Origin of the sequence: Pseudomonas sp. WS 5078 (genome assembly GCF_012985745.1) — a bacterium.
Lineage (GTDB): Bacteria > Pseudomonadota > Gammaproteobacteria > Pseudomonadales > Pseudomonadaceae > Aquipseudomonas > Aquipseudomonas lundensis_A.
In genome coordinates, this window is sequence record NZ_JAAQWX010000002.1 from 442,511 (window position 1) to 459,083 (window position 16,573).

Sequence of the window (16,573 nt, forward strand, 5' to 3'; positions counted from 1 at the left end):
CGCAGCGCCGCCATTGGTAACAGTGGCGGCGTTTTTTTGTGCATTTTTTCAGGTACAGGAAACTCCGCATGCCTGCCCATTCATCCCGTCTGGCTTTACACACGCAACGCAGGCAGTCCTTGATTCTGGGCGCCCTGGCGCTGCTGCTCTTTGTGTTGGGGGAGCACAATCAGGCAGCGATCGGCTTTGATTCGCGCTTTATTCTGTTCGCCAAGGAAATGCTGCGCCACGGGCCAAGCTTCTTTCCCACCACCTATGGCCAGCCCTATCCCGACTACAGCGCCACCTCGACCCTTTTCATCTGGTTACTGTCGGCCCCCTTCGGTCAGGTCACGAGCCTTACGGCGTGGTTGCCCACTGCGCTTGCCAGCGCCGTGATCGTAATGCTGACCTGGCGCCTGGTGGCGCCTCATTCACGTCAGTGGGCACTGATGAGCGTCGCTTTGCTAGTGCTGAGCATGACGTTTATCACCGAAACCCGCGCCGTTTCGCTGGACCAAATGCTGGCCGCTGTGAGCCTCGGGGTCTTTTATCTGGCCTACGCCCACGACCACTTGGCAGCCCCCCGTCGACACGCGGGTTTGCTGGCGTTGTTGGTTCTGGGGTTTGCCATCCGCGGCCCCATCGGCCTGGTCATTCCTGCTGGCATGCTCTGCGTTTATTACGTACTCAGCGGCCAATGGCGGCGGATGCTGACCACTGGCCTGCAGGCACTGGCCTTGCTCGTGGCATGCATCGGGGTCTTGCTGGCGCTGGCATGGGTCAGCGGCGGTGAAACCTTCGTCCGTGAAGTGATTCGCATGCAAGTGACCGGGCGCATGGACGGCACTGAAGGCGCCAGCAGTGTGCTGTATTACTTCACCAGCTCCATCGGCAACTATGCGCTGGCATACCCGTTGGCGGCGCTGGTGCTGCTTACCCTTGCGCTGACCGGGCGCACACAGACCGGTGCGGCCTTGACGCTGGTCAAGTACTGCGCGGGTGCCGGGTTGATCGTGATGATCGGCCTGTCGATCCCCCAAGCCAAAAAAGCCCGTTACCTGCTGCCCATGTTGCCCATGGCGGCGATCATTGCGGCCTACCCTTTTCAAGTGACGCAGGGGCGCGCATTTATGTTGTTGCGCGGCGTCACACTGGGCCTGTTCCTGCTCATGCCGGGGATGTTGATGGCGGGATTGGTCCTAGCCCGTCAACGCCTGGGAGAGCAATTACCAGAATTGACCACCGCCCTGGCCGTGCTCGGCCTGTTGCAGTTAGTGGCGGTGGGGGCGCTGTTCAAAGCGCAATGGCGCACCACCCTACTGGCTTTCTGCGCAGTACTGGCTGTGTGGTCGACCTTCATCATGGTCTACGAACCCTTCGAACGGCGTGTGTACGACACACGCGAATTCACCCATGAGGCCATGCGCCTGATCGATCAAACACCCCTGCCATTGGTAGTGCACGGCATGGGCAAGGATGCCAAAGCCATCAAGTTCATGGTCAATGTTGACCGTGACGTGCAGCCCCTTTTCACTCAAACCCCGGCGCAATTGGAAGCCCTCAACGGGCAGGCGTGGATCATCATGGACCGCACCGACTATCAGGGCCTGCAAGGCACACTGCTGGGCAACACGGTCCCGGTACTCAGCGCACGCTTTGACAAAAATGAGGTGGTGCTGCTGAAAAAACCCTGACGGATCAAGTGCCCCAAAGGACTCTGCTGCGGTTACAATCCCCGGCTTTTCCCCACGCCAAGGAACCTCCATGTCAGGGCTTGAACTGTTTGCCGCTGCGCTCGGTGTCATCGCCGTCTGGTTGACAGTCAAACAGAACCCTTGGTGCTGGCCGATCGGGCTGGTCATGGTGCTGCTCTACAGCTGGATCTTCTTCGAAGTGAAGCTGTATTCGGACATGCTCCTGCAGGTGATTTACGCCGCGTTGCAACTGTATGGCTGGTGGCAATGGACCCGCGCCGGGACGCAACATCAAGGGCGTCAGGTCACGGCGCTCACGACCCGTCAGGTCTTGACCGGTTTGGCCATCGGCGCTGTGGGCAGCCTCGCGCTCGGCGCAGCCATGGCCCACTGGACCGACGCGGCACAACCCTGGCTGGATGCCGCGCTGACCGCCTTCAGTCTGGTTGCCCAACTGTGGATGGCGCAAAAACGCTTGCAGTGCTGGGCGTTGTGGTTCGTGGTGGATGTGATATTCGTCGGCCTTTTTGTCTACAAGGGTTTGTACCTGACCGCCGGGCTCTACGCGCTGTTCACGGTGATCGCGATTCAGGGGTGGCGCGACTGGCGTGTCGACCCGGCGTTGCGCACATGAAGGTCGTGGTATTGGCGGGTCCGGAATCCAGCGGCAAGAGCTGGCTGTCCGCGCAGTTGCATCAACACTTCGGTGGCTTGCTGGTGGGCGAATACGTCCGTCACTTCATGGACGTTCACCCACGGGACACCTGCCTGGCCGATATCCCGGCCATCGCCCGCGGGCAATTGGCTTGGGAGGACGCCGCCCGTGCGCAACAGCCCGATTTGCTGATCCTCGACACCCATTTACTGAGCAATATGTTGTGGAGCACCACCTTGTTCGGCGCTTGCCCGGATTGGCTGGAGCCTGAGCTGTTGAGCCGCCATTACGATTTGCATCTGTTGCTGTCCCCCGATGATGTGGAGTGGACCCCCGACGGCCTGCGCTGCCAACCCAGCCTGGCCGAACGCCAACATTTCTTCGAGCAAAGCCGGGACTGGCTGGAACGCCATGCCCAGCCCCTGCGCATTATTCGGGGGAACTGGCAGGACCGACAGGCATGCGCGCTGCACGCCGTCAGTCAGTTACTGGCCACTTGATACTGCTTTTCAAAGAAAAGTGTCCGCTGCTGATACACCCCGATGGCGCGTAACCCGTGCACATCAAGGGGATCAGGGTCGCGGCGGGCGTGCTGTAACACCCTCGTTACACAGCCCTTAAAGCCTTAAATACCCTGTTGTGCCCCTGCTTCGATACCTGATTCGCTCACTGGCGCGTATCACGGTTGAAACAGCTCAGCGGTCGTGAACCTGCGATTCAACTGTAACGCTTTGATTTTAAAGCCCCTTTCAAAAGTGGCACAGCTTCTGCTCTCTCCTTCTCAACGCTGATCAGGGCCAGCGCATTGAAGAAGGAACGCTGTCATGGGGACTTCACGCACATTACTCACTCGTCATCTGCTTACGGCGTTCAGCCTGAGTGCAGTACTTGTGTGCGTAAGCGCCCAGGCTGATGGCACCGGCGAAATTGTGATTACGCGCCATGTTTACCCTCGCGCCGTCGGCAGCATTGTCCCGCCTCCTGATCCACACCCCACCACCGTCAATGCCAACCCAGGCGCTCAAATCACGGCAGTCACTTCACAACATGAACTGGGCGACGGTGATTTTGCCCGCGTCAGCACCGGGTCGAGCATTACCCGTGTCATCAACACCGGGACCAACAACCTGCCGGGTATGGTCAGCCAGGGCGGCAGTTTGCCCGGCTTGAGCGGCAGTGGCCGTACGGGGGGTGGCGGGGGCTCAATGGGCAGTCTGGGCGGCCAGATCAATCGCAGCATTGAGCAAGGCATGCGCCCCCTCAGCTCGATGGGCGGGGGTCAATAACATGAAAATCAGCATTCTGGTGCTCACCCTGCTGGCCTCCACTCAGGTGCTGGCTGACAACAACCAGGCCGACATCAGCGCCTCGGGTGCGCACTACACCGGCAACCTGATGATCAATCAGGCGGCGGGCAACCAACAGCAGCAGGTCAACAGCCGCGCCATTGCCATCGGTCATCAGGTTCAGACATCGGCCGGGATAACGCAGCAACTGTCCGGCTCAGCCGACCCGGCCATGAATGCTCGGGCCAGTATTGGCGGGGACTCATTCAGCCGGGGCAGCGGCATCCTGGGGGTTAACCAGTCTGCAGGTGCCAACAATCAAATGGTCAATGCTGTGCGGGTGGGTGTCAGTGCCATCGCGCAAAGCATGGACGACAACGCCCTTTCCCAACAGAACGTGGCGTTGCAACCGAACTCGGGAGCGGGATCACTCAACACGGGCAGCCGCCAGGTCGTCACCAGCGATCAGGCCTTCACCGGCAGCCGCGGAGTGGTTCAAGTCAACCAGAGTGCAGGGGTGGGGAACCGCATGGCTAACACCCTGAATCTACGGGTCACTCAGTGACTTGGTTAACACGCAGTGCATTAAAAACGCCAACACCTACTTAACCGATGAAGCACGGAGAATCACCATGAAACCAACAATGGCTCTTAAACCACTGGTCTTCGCTCTGGCTGCACTGATGGCCGTCGCTGCCCAGGCTGACAGCGGTCGCCCAGGCCCTACCCCAACCCCGACAGCCACCAATGGCGCCAGCGCCGTGGTTGCCGATGTGCAGGTCAGTCATGACAACAACATCGCCAACAACGGCACACTCAACGGTGCCAAGGTCAATGACTCGATCAAAAATACCAACGGCAACATCGGCGTAAACGCCGCGTCCGGCGCGGGCAACCAGCAGGATAACGCCACCGCCATTGCCAACAATGACCAAAACTTTGTGCTCGGCACCGCGGCTGCTTTGACCAGCGCCAGTCAGACCAGCAACTACAACAAAGTGAACAACCACGGTACCCAGAACGGCGCCACACTCAACGATTCGGTGCGCAACACCTCCGGCAACGTTGGCGTAAACGTCACCGCTGGCGACCTGAACCAACAGAAAAACAACCTGGCGATCGCCGTGTCGGGCGGCAATCTGGCAACCGCCGGTGCCGGGGCGACTCAAACCTCAAATAACCTGACCGTGGTCAACGACCTCAGCTCGGTCAGCACCCACACGCCATGGAGCGGTGGTTCTAGCAGCGCCCGCGTACCGGTGAGCAACAATTCCAACGTCAATGACTCCATCAAATACACCTCCGGCAACGTGGGTGCCAACGTTTCTGCCGGGGTGGGCAACCAGCAGAGCAATTCACTGTCCATCAGCAGTGTCGGCAAAACCGCCATGTAACATGGCGTACTGAAGGGCCTCTGAATCAGAGGCCCTTTCTTCGTGTGAGGTGGCTCCATCATGTTGCGAATCGCGCTCGCCCTGTTGCTTGGGTTAACCGGTATGGTGCAGGCCGCGCAGATGCCAGTCGCTGCCTTGCCAGGAGGCAACCTGATTTTTAAACCGGTACAAAGTATTCGAGAACGACGCTTCAGCGATCTGGTGGAACAAAAAACCGATTTCAGCTGTGGTGCCGCAGCGTTGGCCACTATCTTGCGTCAGGCCTACTGGCTGGATGTGGATGAAGACCACGTGATCAAGGGCATGCTGGTCAATGCCAACGAAGACCTGGTCCGTACCCAGGGTTTTTCGATGCTGGACATGAAGCACTACATCGAAAGTATCGGCATGCGCGCGCGGGGGTATCGCATCCCGGCCCAGAGCCTGCAAAACATCAATGTCCCGGTGGTCGTGCTGTTGGACATCCGGGGCTACAAGCATTTTGTGGTCCTGCAACGGGCTCAAGACAACTGGGTGTACATCGGCGACCCGGTGTTGGGCCACAAGCGGTATAGCCAGGAAGATTTTGTTAAAGGCTGGAACGGTATTGTGTTTGCCGTCATTGGTCCCGGTTATGACAAAACCAATGCACTTCGCACCCCACCGGTTCCGCTTTCGGCCAAGAACACGCTGGATGCGTTCAGCCCGGTCAAAGATGCCGAGTTGCTGGACTTCGGCTTTATCCAGAGTGACTTTTTTTAACGGCACACACTCACCATGGCGGGCAGGATGCTCCCGGGAGCAGCACATGAACATCCACTATTGGCTGGCGCTTAGTTGCCTGGCGACGTGCCTGCAAGTGCACGCAGAAACGCCATTCAAACCGATCGAGTTGAAAGATCAGGAACTGTCAGAGTTGCGCGGACGTTTTGTCATGCCCGGGCGCATTATCAGTTTCGGTCTGGTCATGAGTAGCACCTGGACGAATGCGCAAGGCACAACGATTGGGGCCAGTACGAGCCTGCAATTGCAAAATTCGGTCAAACCGCAGTTTTATGTGTCCACCTATTCGCAGCAAGGCACCCAGCAAGCCGGCAAATCCGATGTGGGCACCGGCACCGTGCTGGGGGGGGCCGGCCTGGGCAGTGGCCAGGGGGTGGTGCAGAGCGTGCGGGCCGCCGGTGATAACAACAGCGCGCTCAACAACGTCGACATCACCATCAGCCAATCCGGTCAAACACCGGCGATCAACCAACAAGGCAGTGTGTTGACGACCAATAACCCGGTTTTATTAAGCAACACGGCCGGTAGCGTCAGTGTGACGATGAACAGCGGAGCTATTCAAATGGCTATCGCTGCCAACAACAATCAGGGCAACTCGTTGCAACAAATCGCTCAAGGCGGCGTGTTACAGAACACTACGTTATTGGGCGGCGGCAATGCCGTGAATAACATGACTCAATTGAATATGGTACTGGGCAACAAACTGCCCAGTACCGACGGACTTAATTCAAACCTCAATCAACTAAAAGCCCTTCGTGCTGCAGGATATTGAACTAGGCTGTCCCACAACTTTATGGACTCCCCGGACGGCTTATTTCATGCATCGATCGTTTACCTTTCGCGCAGTTGTATGTATGAGCGCACTGCTTCCCTCCACGCTGTTACAGGCGGCCTCGGAGGTTGATGTAGAAACGTTAAAACAAGAATTAATGGAGTTGCGCCAGCGTTACGATCAGCAGCAAAAAGCGTTGGCAGTGCTTGAGCAGCGAGTGCGCCAAGTCGAAGAGCAACCGGCGGTCCCGGCCCCGAAAAGGTTGGTGAAATCCCCGGCCGATCTCAAGCGCGGACAAACCGTTGCCCAATCAAGTGGTGGTGCCGCGGGCGGCGCCAGTGGCAGCTCTTACGGCGAGTCGCTAAAGGACGACTCGGCCCCTGCGCAAAGTGTGACCAACCTGTACGACGAAGCCAGCGGCTTCTTTGGCGGCGGCAAGTTCAGTGTCGAAACCGGGGTCACGTATTCGCGCTATGACACCCGCCAACTCACGCTCAATGGCTTTCTGGCGCTGGACTCCATCTTGCTGGGCAACCTGAACCTGGACCGTATCAAAGCCGATAACTGGACCCTGGACCTGACGGCACGCTACAACCTCGACAATCGCTGGCAGTTCGATGTCAACGTGCCTGTGGTGTATCGGGAATCGACCTACCAGTCCGGCGGCGCCAATGGCGGCGATGCGTCGGCAGCGTCCGACAGAACTGTCACCCGTGATCCCACCCTTGGCGACGTCAACGTCGGCGTGGCGTACAAATTCCTCGACGAATCGCCCAACACCCCTGATGCCGTATTCTCGGTCAGGGTCAAGGCACCGACCGGCAAGGATCCGTTCGGTATCAAGCTGGTCACCGACGGGCAGAACAACAACATCATCTACCCCGAAAGCTTGCCCACGGGTAATGGGGTGTGGTCCATCACACCGGGCATTTCGCTGGTCAAGACCTTCGACCCGGCGGTGCTGTTCGGCTCCCTTTCCTACACCTACAACCTGGAAGATTCGTTCAGTGACATCGGTAGCACCGCCGGTCAGTCTCAGCCCGGCAGCGTCAAACTCGGCGACAGTTACCAGATTGGTGCGGGCGTGGCCTTTGCGCTGAACGAAAAGATGAGCATGTCGTTCTCGGTGTCTGACCTGATCCAGAGCAAGAGCAAAATCAAATACAAGGGTCAAGACTGGCAAACCCTGACCACCAGCGACGCCAACGCCGGGTACTTCAACGTCGGTATGACCATTGCCGCCACTGACAACCTGACCATCGTGCCCAACCTCTCGATCGGTCTGACCGAAGATGCGCCCGATTTCACGTTCAGCCTGAAATTCCCTTACTACTTTTAACGTCGCCAACGGAAAAGGCCCGCTGCGGGTGAACGCAGCGGGCCTGTTCTTTTCACCCCGCCCTAGCGGATTTGATGCTTGTGCAACAAACGGTAAAACGTTGGCCGTGACACGCCCAGTACTTTGGCCGCCAGGCTGAGGTTGTTGCTGTGGCGCTGCAGCACATCACACAACGCCTGACGTTCAGCACGGTCCTTATAGTCTTCCAGTGTGCCCATGGTCAGGCTGGGCGCCTGCCGGGTCTCAAGTCCAAGATCACACGGCTCTATCTGACGACCTTCAGCCAACACCAAGCCGCGGCGAACCCGATTGGCCAGCTCTCGGACATTGCCCGGCCAGTCGTGATTGCCCATGGCCACTAGGGCTTGCTCGCTGAAGGTACGCGGTCGTCGCCCGGTTTCCTGGCTGTAAAACCGTGCAAAGTGGTTGGCCAGCATGGCCATGTCACCATGACGTTCACGCAAGGGTGCGGTGAGGACCTGCAACACGTTGAGCCGGTAATACAAATCCTCGCGAAAACGCCCGTTGATGATCGCCGCTTCCAGGTCCACATGCGTCGCCGCCAACACCCGCACATCCACCGGGATCGGCTGGCTACCGCCCACCCGTTCAATGTGTTTTTCCTGCAAGAAGCGCAGCAAGTTGGCCTGGAGTTCAAGGGGCAGATCGCCAATTTCATCCAGAAACAATGTCCCGCCGTGGGCCGCTTCGATACGCCCGACCTTGCGTTGATGGGCGCCGGTGAACGCGCCCTTTTCATGGCCAAACAGCTCCGACTGGATCAGGTGTTCCGGGATCGCTCCGCAGTTGATTGCCACAAATGGCCGGGCGTGGCGCTGGGACTGGCGGTGCAAGGTTCGGGCGACCAATTCTTTGCCCGTGCCGCTCTCGCCCCGGATCAAGACCGGCGACTCAGTGGGAGCCAGTTTGCCCAACAGTTTGCGCAGGTCCCGGATCGCGCGGCTTTCCCCCAGCAACTCGTGCCCGGCGCTTTCAATCGGGTCCGTACTACGGCCCCGTAAGCGCGCCATGCCAAATGCACGGCCCAACGTGACCTGAACCCGCGACACGTCAAAAGGCAGGGTATGAAAATCAAAAAACCACTCGCAGACAAAATCACCCACGGTCTTCATTTGCAACGTGTCAGGGCTGAGCACGGCAATCCACTCTGTCCCGCTGCGGCTAATCATGTCTTTGACCGCTTCGGGCCGTTCCAGATGAAAAGGTTGTAACCGGATAAGACCGACGTCACATGAGCGATCAATGACAGCGTCCAGGTTGCAACTGTCCACATCCCAGCCAATGTTACGCAGCCCGGGCACTATCTGATGACAATCATCACAAGGATCAACCACTAACAAACGGCGGGATGCGGACAATGCGAGCATGACTGTTCCTTGGCGCCAAAATATTAAAAGATTAGTAAAAACAGTAAGTTGAGGAGATTGCTCATAACGTTAGCCTTACTTTTGCCCGCGCTTGTACTGTTTTCTTATAAGCCTAATATCAAACGGAACTTTGCCCACTCATAGTCACAGACACGCAACGTAAATCCGTGTCTTTGAACGCAACTAAACGCTGATCCAGATCAGTGAAATGAAAAACCGTTAAAAAAAAGCACAAATGGGTGTGACCTGCGTGGGGGCATCGGTCATCAGTACAAGTAACCAACCGCACGGTAAGCCCAGCCGACGGTTAATCACGTGATGGGCCTATTTGAGAGACGACCCCTATGAACGCCCCGCTCCGTTTCAACGAAGCACTTTTGATTGCCGGCCACGCATTTCAACCTTTCCAGTGCGTGGCGTGGGCTGCACAGGACGGCCATGGCGAACTGAGCCTGACCGTGATTGACCGCACCAGCACCCGCATTGGCCGCAAACAGATCCCGCGCAGTGCCTGCGCCGATGCCGCACAGCTCGCAAGCCTGCTGGCACAAGCCCGCGCCGAGCTGAGCGAAGAAGGCTACGCGTTGCAGCCTTGGGTAATGCCGGCTTAATCAGCCCGCGTATATGTGTGTTGCGCAACGAGGCTGCGACAAGGTGACAAGACAGGTCACCTGATCGCAGCCTCGCGTTTTTTAGCTACAGGGTTTGAAGTTCATCCAGGTGCCGGTAATCGATGTGCAGATCGCTGGCGATTTGCCGGGCCCTGCCCAGGCGAATCGGTCCGCGTTCCATGTCGATCAACAGGCCCGGGCATTCTAGTGTTGGCTGCGTGCGCCATGCCTTGAGCCGCCCATCAGTGAGCAACAACACGCGTTGCTCCTCCAGCGGGAAACGCCGGCGCCGGGTTTTGAGCCACTCACTGGCTTGACTCACCGCTTCCAGTAACGGCGTACCGCCCCCCGCGCCCAATCCTTGCAGCCAGTGTTCCAACCCTTTGGCTGCTTTGATGCCGCTGACGTGCCACTGCGGACCCAAACCGCTGGCCGTCATCACGGCCACCCGTGCACGTTGCCGATAGGCATCCTCGAACACTTCGGCCAGCACGCCTTTGGCGTCCGTCAGTGCGTGATGACGCCGGGTCGAAGCCGAAGCATCCACGATCACCAGCCACACCTGTGGTGCCGTGCTGCGCCGGTTTTTGAAGGCCAGGTCGTTGCGTTGCCGCGGCCGCCCCTGCAACAACGTCTGCACCCAATCCACCCCCCCACAAGGCGCTGCACGGCTGGCGCCTTGCTTACCGCTGTCCAGGGTACCCGGCCGGGGTCTGGCATCCGCCCCCACCGTTGCACGAGGGCGGATGCCTAAGGCTTTTTTGGCCAGCTCGGCACTTCACGGCGCACACCCGTGGCCTGTGGCTGAACCGGCAACTGGCCCCACAACCCCTGCCCCGCGTCCGCCGCCGTGCCTGGAGAAGGCTCGGGGGGTGGCGGTTGATCCGGCGTGGGGCCTTGCGGCGATTGCTGGCGACGACGGTGGCGCAGGGCAAACTCGGCCACGGCGTCGATGTCCTGTGTCTCAATACGGTTGGCGCCACGCCACGCGGCATGAGCACGGGCGGCACGCAGCCAGACCAGATCAGCGCGCAGGCCGTCAACGCCCGCCGCAAAGCAGCGTTGCGTGATGGTCGCCAGCGAGGCATCATCCAGCGCAATAGCGCCAAGCAGCGCACGTGCGTGCTGACAGCGCGCGCGCAAGGCCTCCTGGCTGGCTCGCCAGTGCGCGCAGAACCCCTGCGGATCGGCATCAAAGTCCAGACGCCGACGAATGATTTCGCCGCGTTCGACGGGCAGTGGCTGGCCGCTCATGGCGACGTTGAGACCGAAGCGGTCGAGCAATTGGGGCCGTAGCTCGCCTTCCTCGGGGTTCATGGTGCCAATCAGCACAAAACGTGACGGGTGACGATGGGAAATCCCGTCGCGCTCCACGACGTTGATACCGCTGGCGGCCACGTCCAGCAGCACGTCCACCAAATGGTCGGCCAGCAGGTTCACTTCATCGACATACAACACCCCGCCATCCGCTTTGGCCAGCACGCCCGGTGAAAACTGCGCCTTGCCCTGTCCCAGTGCCGCATCCAGATCGAGCGTGCCCACCAGTCGCTCTTCGGTGGCGCCCAGCGGCAAGGTGACGAATTGACCGCTGGCAAGCACATCCGCCAGCCCGCGAGCCAGGGTGGACTTGGCCATCCCGCGCGGGCCTTCAATCAACACCCCGCCGATTTTCGGGTCAATCGCCGTCAGGCACAGCGCCAGTTTCAAGTCCTCGGCGCCCACGACCGCAGACAGCGGGAAGTGCGGGGTATCAGTCATGTCAATGTCCACATCAGTCTTCTTCAATGTCCAGCAGCAGGTTTTCCAACGCGTCCCGGTACTCGCCCGGTTCACTCCACAGACCGCGTTGCTGGGCCTCCAGCAGACGCTCGGTCATGTCGCGCAGCGCATGAGGGTTGTGTTGCTGCACAAATTGCCGGGTGTCCGGGTCAAGCAAATAGGCATCGGCCAGCAACGCATATTGATGGTCGTCGATCAGGTGCGTGGTGGCGTCGAACGCGAACAGGTTGTCCAGGGTCGCCGCCATTTCAAACGCGCCTTTATAGCCATGCCGTTTGACGCCCTCAATCCACTTCGGATTGGCCGCACGGGAACGGACCACCCGGTTCAGTTCTTCCTTGAGGGTGCGAATCTTCGGTAAATCCGGTTGGCTGTGATCGCCGTGGTAACTGGCGACTTGCCCGCCACTCAGGCTCTCCACGGCAGCGAGCATGCCCCCCTGGAACTGGTAATAGTCGTTGGAGTCGAGTAAATCGTGCTCGCGATTATCCTGGTTCTGTACCACCGCTTGCAGCTGGCTGAGGCGCTGGGCGAACGGGCCGCGGGCCGCGGTGCCCTCATCGGCGCCGCCATAGGCATAGCCGCCCCAGTTCAGATAGACCTCGGCCAGATCGTCACGGCTCTGCCACAAACGCCCGTCGATGGCGTTCTGCACACCGGCGCCATAGGCGCCGGGTTTGGCGCCAAACACCCGCCAGCCAGCCTGACGCGCCGCCAGTTCCGGGGCCAGCCCTTCGCGCTCCAACTGCGCGCGTTCCTGGCGCACTTTGGCCGCCAGCGGGTTCACGTCATCCGGCTCGTCCAGTGCTGCCACAGCCTGCACGGCCGCATCGAAGAGGCGAATAAGGTTGGCAAACGCATCGCGGAAGAACCCCGACACCCTCAGCGTGACATCCACCCGCGGCCGGTCGAGCAGGCTCACCGGCAGGATTTCAAAGTCGTCCACGCGCTGACTGCCAGTGGCCCACACCGGGCGCACGCCCATCAGCGCCATGGCTTGGGCGATATCGTCGCCACCGGTGCGCATGGTGGCCGTGCCCCAGACGGACAACCCCAGTTGTCGCAGATGATCACCGTGATCCTGCAAGTGGCGCTCAAGGATCAAATTGGCGGATTGGAAACCGATGCGCCACGCGGTGGTGGTCGGCAGGTTGCGCACGTCCACCGAGAAAAAATTGCGCCCTGTGGGCAGTACATCCAGCCGCCCGCGACTCGGTGCCCCACTGGGCCCGGCTGGCACGAAGCGACCCTGGAGCGCGTCGAGCATGCCCTGCATCTCGGCGGGGCCGCAGGCGTCGAGCCGGGGTGCAACCACCTGCAGCAAGGCGTCAAAAATGCTCCGCACCTCGGCCCATTGATCGTCGCAGGGCAGTGCCAATGTGCCTGCCAGCGCGTGTTCGATCAGCCCGGCGGCATACAGCTCAAGGCGCTCGCGGGTGTCGCCAGCGGTGCGCCACAGGGCATCGCTGACGGCCAACAATGGCGCCGGGCGTCGCGCGGTCCAGGGTTCGGCCAGCGCACAATCGAGCGGATCGAAACCCAGGCCGAACGCCTTGGACAGCGCCCGTAACACACTGGATTGCGCACCGCGCCCGTCGCCACGGGGTATGCGCAGCAGCGCCAGCAGCGTATCAATGCGTAAACGGCCCTCGGGCGACTCGCCAAAAATATGCAGCCCGTCGCGTATCTGCGACTCTTTCAGGTCACACAAGTACGTGTCCAGACGCGGCAGCCAGATGGCCGCATCGGCGTCGCTATCGAGCTTTTCGTCCAGCTCCAGTTCGCGGTCGATATGGGTTTCGCGCACCAGTTTGAGAATGTCGCGCTGTAACTCTCGCGCCCTGCGCGGGTCCAGCAACTGCGCTTCGTAATATTCGTCCGCCAGCAGCTCGAGGTCGCGCAACGGACCATAGGTTTCGGCGCGGGTCAGCGGTGGCATGAGGTGGTCGATGATCACCGCCTGTGTGCGACGCTTGGCCTGTGCGCCTTCGCCCGGGTCATTCACGATGAACGGGTAAATATTGGGCAACGGGCCCAGCAAAGCGTCTGGCCAGCATTCATCTGACAACCCCACGCCTTTACCCGGCAACCACTCCAGATTGCCGTGTTTGCCCACGTGCACGACAGCATGCGCGCCATAGGTGTGCCGCAGCCAGAAGTAGAACGCCAGATAGCCATGGGGCGGCACCAGATCCGGGTCGTGATAAACAGCGCTGGCATCCACTTGATAGCCTCGGGCGGGCTGGATCCCAACAAAGGTCAGGCCTAAGCGCAGGCCTGCAATCATCAGTCGGCCGCCGCGAAACATCGGGTCATTTTCCGGTCGTCCCCAGCGCGCCAGCACGGCTTGTTGATTAGCGGGCGGCAGCGCCCTGAACTGCGCCGCGTATTCGTCCAGACCCAGGCTTTGGTGGCAGGGGCGCAGGTCGAGGCTTTCCAGGTCATTGCTGACGCCGCCGAGCAGCGCTTGAATCAACGCTGTGCCGGACTCGGGCAGTTCGCCTTCGAGTGGATAACCCTGTTGCTTCAAGGCCCGCAGGATATTCAACGCCGCGGCCGGGGTGTCCAGCCCTACCCCGTTGCCGATACGCCCGTCACGGGTCGGGTAATTGGCGAGGATCAACGCGATGCGCTTCTGCGGGTTGGGCACGCGGGCCAACTCAACCCAGCGTCGCGCCAGTTGCGCGACAAAGTCCATGCGCTCGGGCTGAGCGCGATAACACACCACATCTGACTGACTGCGCTCACTGCGCCAGGCCAGATCTTTAAAGCTGATGGGACGGCTGATGATGCGCCCGTCCAGCTCCGGCAGCGCGATGTGCATGGCCAGGTCGCGCGGGCCAAGCCCTTGTTCACTGGCACGCCAGCCGGGTTCGTTGTCCTGGGCGCAAATTGCCTGAATCACCGGGATGTCGCGCCGGAACGGCCGCAGGTGCGGAGCCTCCGGACTGGACTGAGCGAAACCGGTGGTGTTGAGAATGACGGCGGCGTCGACCTCATCCAGCAGGTCTTGCACCACCGCCAGGCACCCCGGTTCCTTGAGGCTGGCCACGGCAAGGGGTAACGGATTGATCCCCGCTGCTTGCAGGCGTTGGCAAAACACATCCACAAAGCCGGTGTTGGCCGCTTGCAAATGCGAGCGATAAAACAGCAAGGCGGCCACGGGCAAGCCGGGCTGCCAATCTGCCTGCCAGTCGCTGAGCTGCGGGTTGGGGTGCACCGGGTGATAAATCGCAGTACGCGGCAGGGCTTGCGGCTCGCCCCACGGGTAAGCGCGCCCCAGCCATTGGCTAGCGAGGCAGTTGTAGAGTTGCAGTGCGTTATGCCGCCCGCCCTGACGCAAAAAATGCCAAAGGCGTTCAGCCTGTTCGGCGGGCACTGTGCTCAGCGCGCTGAGCTCAGGGTCCGGGCGGTCGTCGCCGGGCACCAGGATCAAGGTCACGCCGCGCTCGGCCAACTGCATCAACTGTTCGATGCCATAGCGCCAATAGCCAATCCCGCCATGCAACGACAGCAGGATGACCTTGGCGTGTTGCAGCACCTGATCGACATACAGGTCGACCGAGGCGTGATTCTGAACCTGCATCGGGTTGGCCAAGCGCAGGCTCGGGTAATCTTCAGGCAATTGCTGCGCCGCTTCGGCCAGCAATGCCAGGCTTGAGTCGCCGCTGCACAGGATTACCAGCTCGGCGGGGGTTTGCCCCAAGTCAGCAATGTTGTCGTCCGATACAAAGCCACCGGGCTGGGTCCTGAGCAAATGCATGGCTTATGCGCTCAGTGCTGTGCGCAGGGAGGATTCCAGCAGCGCGGCGTCCAGGTCCTGGCCAATCAGTACCAGCTTGGTGACGCGGTTCTCATCCGCCGCCCAGGCGCGGTCGAAGTGCTTGTCAAAGCGGGTGCCCACTCCCTGAATCAACAAGCGCATCGGCTTGCCCGGGATCACGGCAAAACCCTTGACCCGCAGGATGCCGTGCCGGATCACCAACTGCGTCAGGGCATCCAGCAACACGCGCTCTTCGGCTTGGGGCAGTTCAATGGAAATGGAGTCGAATGCGTCGTGATCGTGGTCGTCGTGGTCATCGCCTTCATGGTGATGATCGTGATGGCTGTGGCGACTGTCGATGTGCGCTTCCGAGCTGTTACCCAGCCCCAGCAGCACGTCGAGCGGCAAACGGCCACTGCTGGCTTCGATCACTTTCACTGCAGGCGGCAGTTCTTCAGCGACTTCCAGACGCACCTTGGCCAGGTCTTCAGGGCTAATCAGGTCGGCTTTGTTGAGGATGACCAAGTCGGCGCTGGCCAATTGGTCGGCAAACAGCTCATGCAGCGGCGACTCGTGGTCCAGGTTCGGGTCGAGTTTGCGCTGGGCATCCACCTGATCCGGGAAGGCAGCAAAGGTACCCGCTGCCACGGCCGGGCTGTCGACCACGGTAATCACCGCATCGACTGTGCAGGCGCTGCGGATTTCGGGCCATTGAAACGCTTGGACCAGCGGCTTTGGCAGCGCCAGGCCGGAGGTTTCGATCAAGATGTGGTCGATGTCGCCGCGACGCGCCACCAGCTCGCGCATCACCGGGAAGAATTCTTCCTGAACGGTGCAGCACAGGCAGCCGTTGGCCAGTTCATACACGCGGCCGTTGGCTTCTTCTTCGGTACACCCGATGGAGCACTGTTTGAGGATTTCGCCATCAATGCCCAACTCGCCGAACTCGTTAACGATAACGGCAATGCGACGACCCTGCGCGTTGTCCAGCATGTGACGCAGCAAGGTGGTTTTGCCCGAGCCGAGGAAGCCGGTGACGATGGTGACGGGTGTTTTGGCCAGTGTTTTCATCGGATGCCCTTTGGCAAAGCGGCGGGCATACGGGACGACGGCCGCACGCACTGCACGGCCGTATTCGCCACCGGATC

The 16,573-nt window shown here is 60.3% G+C and carries 15 protein-coding genes; 10 read left to right on the plus strand and 5 right to left on the minus strand.

What is annotated here, in order from left to right:
* Window positions 1–68: 68 nt before the first annotated feature.
* From HBN68_RS05230 to HBN68_RS05270, 9 genes are all read left to right on the plus strand, one after another.
* Window positions 69–1,676, plus strand: a complete 1,608-nt coding sequence (locus HBN68_RS05230) for a glycosyltransferase family 39 protein (protein ID WP_169963005.1) — start codon at window positions 69–71, stop codon at window positions 1,674–1,676.
* A 70-nt stretch (window positions 1,677–1,746) separates the two neighbouring features.
* Entirely contained in the window at window positions 1,747–2,310 is a 564-nt protein-coding gene (gene pnuC / locus HBN68_RS05235) for a nicotinamide riboside transporter PnuC (RefSeq protein WP_094992908.1), read from the plus strand.
* Window positions 2,307–2,831: an AAA family ATPase gene (locus HBN68_RS05240; RefSeq protein WP_094992909.1), complete on the plus strand. Its 525-nt coding sequence runs from the start codon at window positions 2,307–2,309 to the stop codon at window positions 2,829–2,831. The genes pnuC and HBN68_RS05240 overlap by 4 nt, the downstream gene beginning before the upstream one ends.
* 324 nt (window positions 2,832–3,155) lie before the next feature.
* Window positions 3,156–3,617 (plus strand): hypothetical protein, encoded by a 462-nt coding sequence (locus tag HBN68_RS05245; protein WP_094992910.1) that lies wholly within the window; start codon window positions 3,156–3,158, stop codon window positions 3,615–3,617.
* Window position 3,618: 1 nt separating this feature from the next.
* Window positions 3,619–4,182, plus strand: a complete 564-nt coding sequence (locus tag HBN68_RS05250) for an adhesin (RefSeq protein ID WP_094992911.1) — start codon at window positions 3,619–3,621, stop codon at window positions 4,180–4,182.
* Window positions 4,183–4,249: 67 nt separating this feature from the next.
* A complete protein-coding gene (locus HBN68_RS05255) occupies window positions 4,250–5,011 on the plus strand; it encodes a heme utilization protein (RefSeq protein ID WP_169963007.1) in 762 nt (253 codons plus the stop codon).
* A gap of 60 nt (window positions 5,012–5,071) precedes the next feature.
* On the plus strand, window positions 5,072–5,752 hold the full coding sequence (locus HBN68_RS05260; protein WP_094992913.1) for a C39 family peptidase: 681 nt from the start codon (window positions 5,072–5,074) through the stop codon (window positions 5,750–5,752).
* A 46-nt stretch (window positions 5,753–5,798) separates the two neighbouring features.
* Window positions 5,799–6,545: a hypothetical protein gene (locus HBN68_RS05265; RefSeq protein WP_094992914.1), complete on the plus strand. Its 747-nt coding sequence runs from the start codon at window positions 5,799–5,801 to the stop codon at window positions 6,543–6,545.
* A 46-nt stretch (window positions 6,546–6,591) separates the two neighbouring features.
* Window positions 6,592–7,884: a hypothetical protein gene (locus tag HBN68_RS05270; RefSeq protein ID WP_169963009.1), complete on the plus strand. Its 1,293-nt coding sequence runs from the start codon at window positions 6,592–6,594 to the stop codon at window positions 7,882–7,884.
* A gap of 62 nt (window positions 7,885–7,946) precedes the next feature.
* On the opposite strand, the gene HBN68_RS05275 is transcribed toward HBN68_RS05270, so the two are convergent.
* The gene (locus HBN68_RS05275; RefSeq protein ID WP_094992916.1) at window positions 7,947–9,272 is read right to left on the minus strand and encodes a sigma-54 dependent transcriptional regulator; all 1,326 of its coding nucleotides are present in this window, start codon (window positions 9,270–9,272) and stop codon (window positions 7,947–7,949) included.
* Window positions 9,273–9,616: 344 nt separating this feature from the next.
* Between HBN68_RS05275 and HBN68_RS05280 the strand changes: the two genes are divergently transcribed.
* Window positions 9,617–9,883, plus strand: a complete 267-nt coding sequence (locus HBN68_RS05280) for a hypothetical protein (RefSeq protein ID WP_094992917.1) — start codon at window positions 9,617–9,619, stop codon at window positions 9,881–9,883.
* 85 nt (window positions 9,884–9,968) lie between these two features.
* On the opposite strand, the gene HBN68_RS05285 is transcribed toward HBN68_RS05280, so the two are convergent.
* The 4 genes from HBN68_RS05285 to cobW all read right to left on the minus strand — a co-directional run bounded on the left by HBN68_RS05285 (window position 9,969) and on the right by cobW (window position 16,496).
* A complete protein-coding gene (locus tag HBN68_RS05285) occupies window positions 9,969–10,523 on the minus strand; it encodes a VWA domain-containing protein (RefSeq protein ID WP_346010200.1) in 555 nt (184 codons plus the stop codon).
* A 110-nt stretch (window positions 10,524–10,633) separates the two neighbouring features.
* A complete protein-coding gene (locus HBN68_RS05290) occupies window positions 10,634–11,641 on the minus strand; it encodes an AAA family ATPase (protein WP_094993004.1) in 1,008 nt (335 codons plus the stop codon).
* Window positions 11,642–11,654: 13 nt separating this feature from the next.
* The gene (cobN, locus tag HBN68_RS05295; protein ID WP_169963011.1) at window positions 11,655–15,425 is read right to left on the minus strand and encodes a cobaltochelatase subunit CobN; all 3,771 of its coding nucleotides are present in this window, start codon (window positions 15,423–15,425) and stop codon (window positions 11,655–11,657) included.
* Window positions 15,426–15,428: 3 nt separating this feature from the next.
* Entirely contained in the window at window positions 15,429–16,496 is a 1,068-nt protein-coding gene (gene cobW, locus HBN68_RS05300; protein WP_178088426.1) for a cobalamin biosynthesis protein CobW, read from the minus strand.
* Window positions 16,497–16,573: the final 77 nt, after the last annotated feature.

Coding starts and splice junctions, on each gene's coding strand:
- HBN68_RS05230 (WP_169963005.1), top strand. CDS start 69: ATGCCTGCCCATTCATCCCGTCTGGCTTTACACACGCAACGCAGGCAG.
- pnuC (WP_094992908.1), top strand. CDS start 1,747: ATGTCAGGGCTTGAACTGTTTGCCGCTGCGCTCGGTGTCATCGCCGTC.
- HBN68_RS05240 (WP_094992909.1), top strand. CDS start 2,307: ATGAAGGTCGTGGTATTGGCGGGTCCGGAATCCAGCGGCAAGAGCTGG.
- HBN68_RS05245 (WP_094992910.1), top strand. CDS start 3,156: ATGGGGACTTCACGCACATTACTCACTCGTCATCTGCTTACGGCGTTC.
- HBN68_RS05250 (WP_094992911.1), top strand. CDS start 3,619: ATGAAAATCAGCATTCTGGTGCTCACCCTGCTGGCCTCCACTCAGGTG.
- HBN68_RS05255 (WP_169963007.1), top strand. CDS start 4,250: ATGAAACCAACAATGGCTCTTAAACCACTGGTCTTCGCTCTGGCTGCA.
- HBN68_RS05260 (WP_094992913.1), top strand. CDS start 5,072: ATGTTGCGAATCGCGCTCGCCCTGTTGCTTGGGTTAACCGGTATGGTG.
- HBN68_RS05265 (WP_094992914.1), top strand. CDS start 5,799: ATGAACATCCACTATTGGCTGGCGCTTAGTTGCCTGGCGACGTGCCTG.
- HBN68_RS05270 (WP_169963009.1), top strand. CDS start 6,592: ATGCATCGATCGTTTACCTTTCGCGCAGTTGTATGTATGAGCGCACTG.
- HBN68_RS05275 (WP_094992916.1), bottom strand. CDS start 9,272: ATGCTCGCATTGTCCGCATCCCGCCGTTTGTTAGTGGTTGATCCTTGT.
- HBN68_RS05280 (WP_094992917.1), top strand. CDS start 9,617: ATGAACGCCCCGCTCCGTTTCAACGAAGCACTTTTGATTGCCGGCCAC.
- HBN68_RS05290 (WP_094993004.1), bottom strand. CDS start 11,641: ATGACTGATACCCCGCACTTCCCGCTGTCTGCGGTCGTGGGCGCCGAG.
- cobN (WP_169963011.1), bottom strand. CDS start 15,425: ATGCATTTGCTCAGGACCCAGCCCGGTGGCTTTGTATCGGACGACAAC.
- cobW (WP_178088426.1), bottom strand. CDS start 16,496: ATGAAAACACTGGCCAAAACACCCGTCACCATCGTCACCGGCTTCCTC.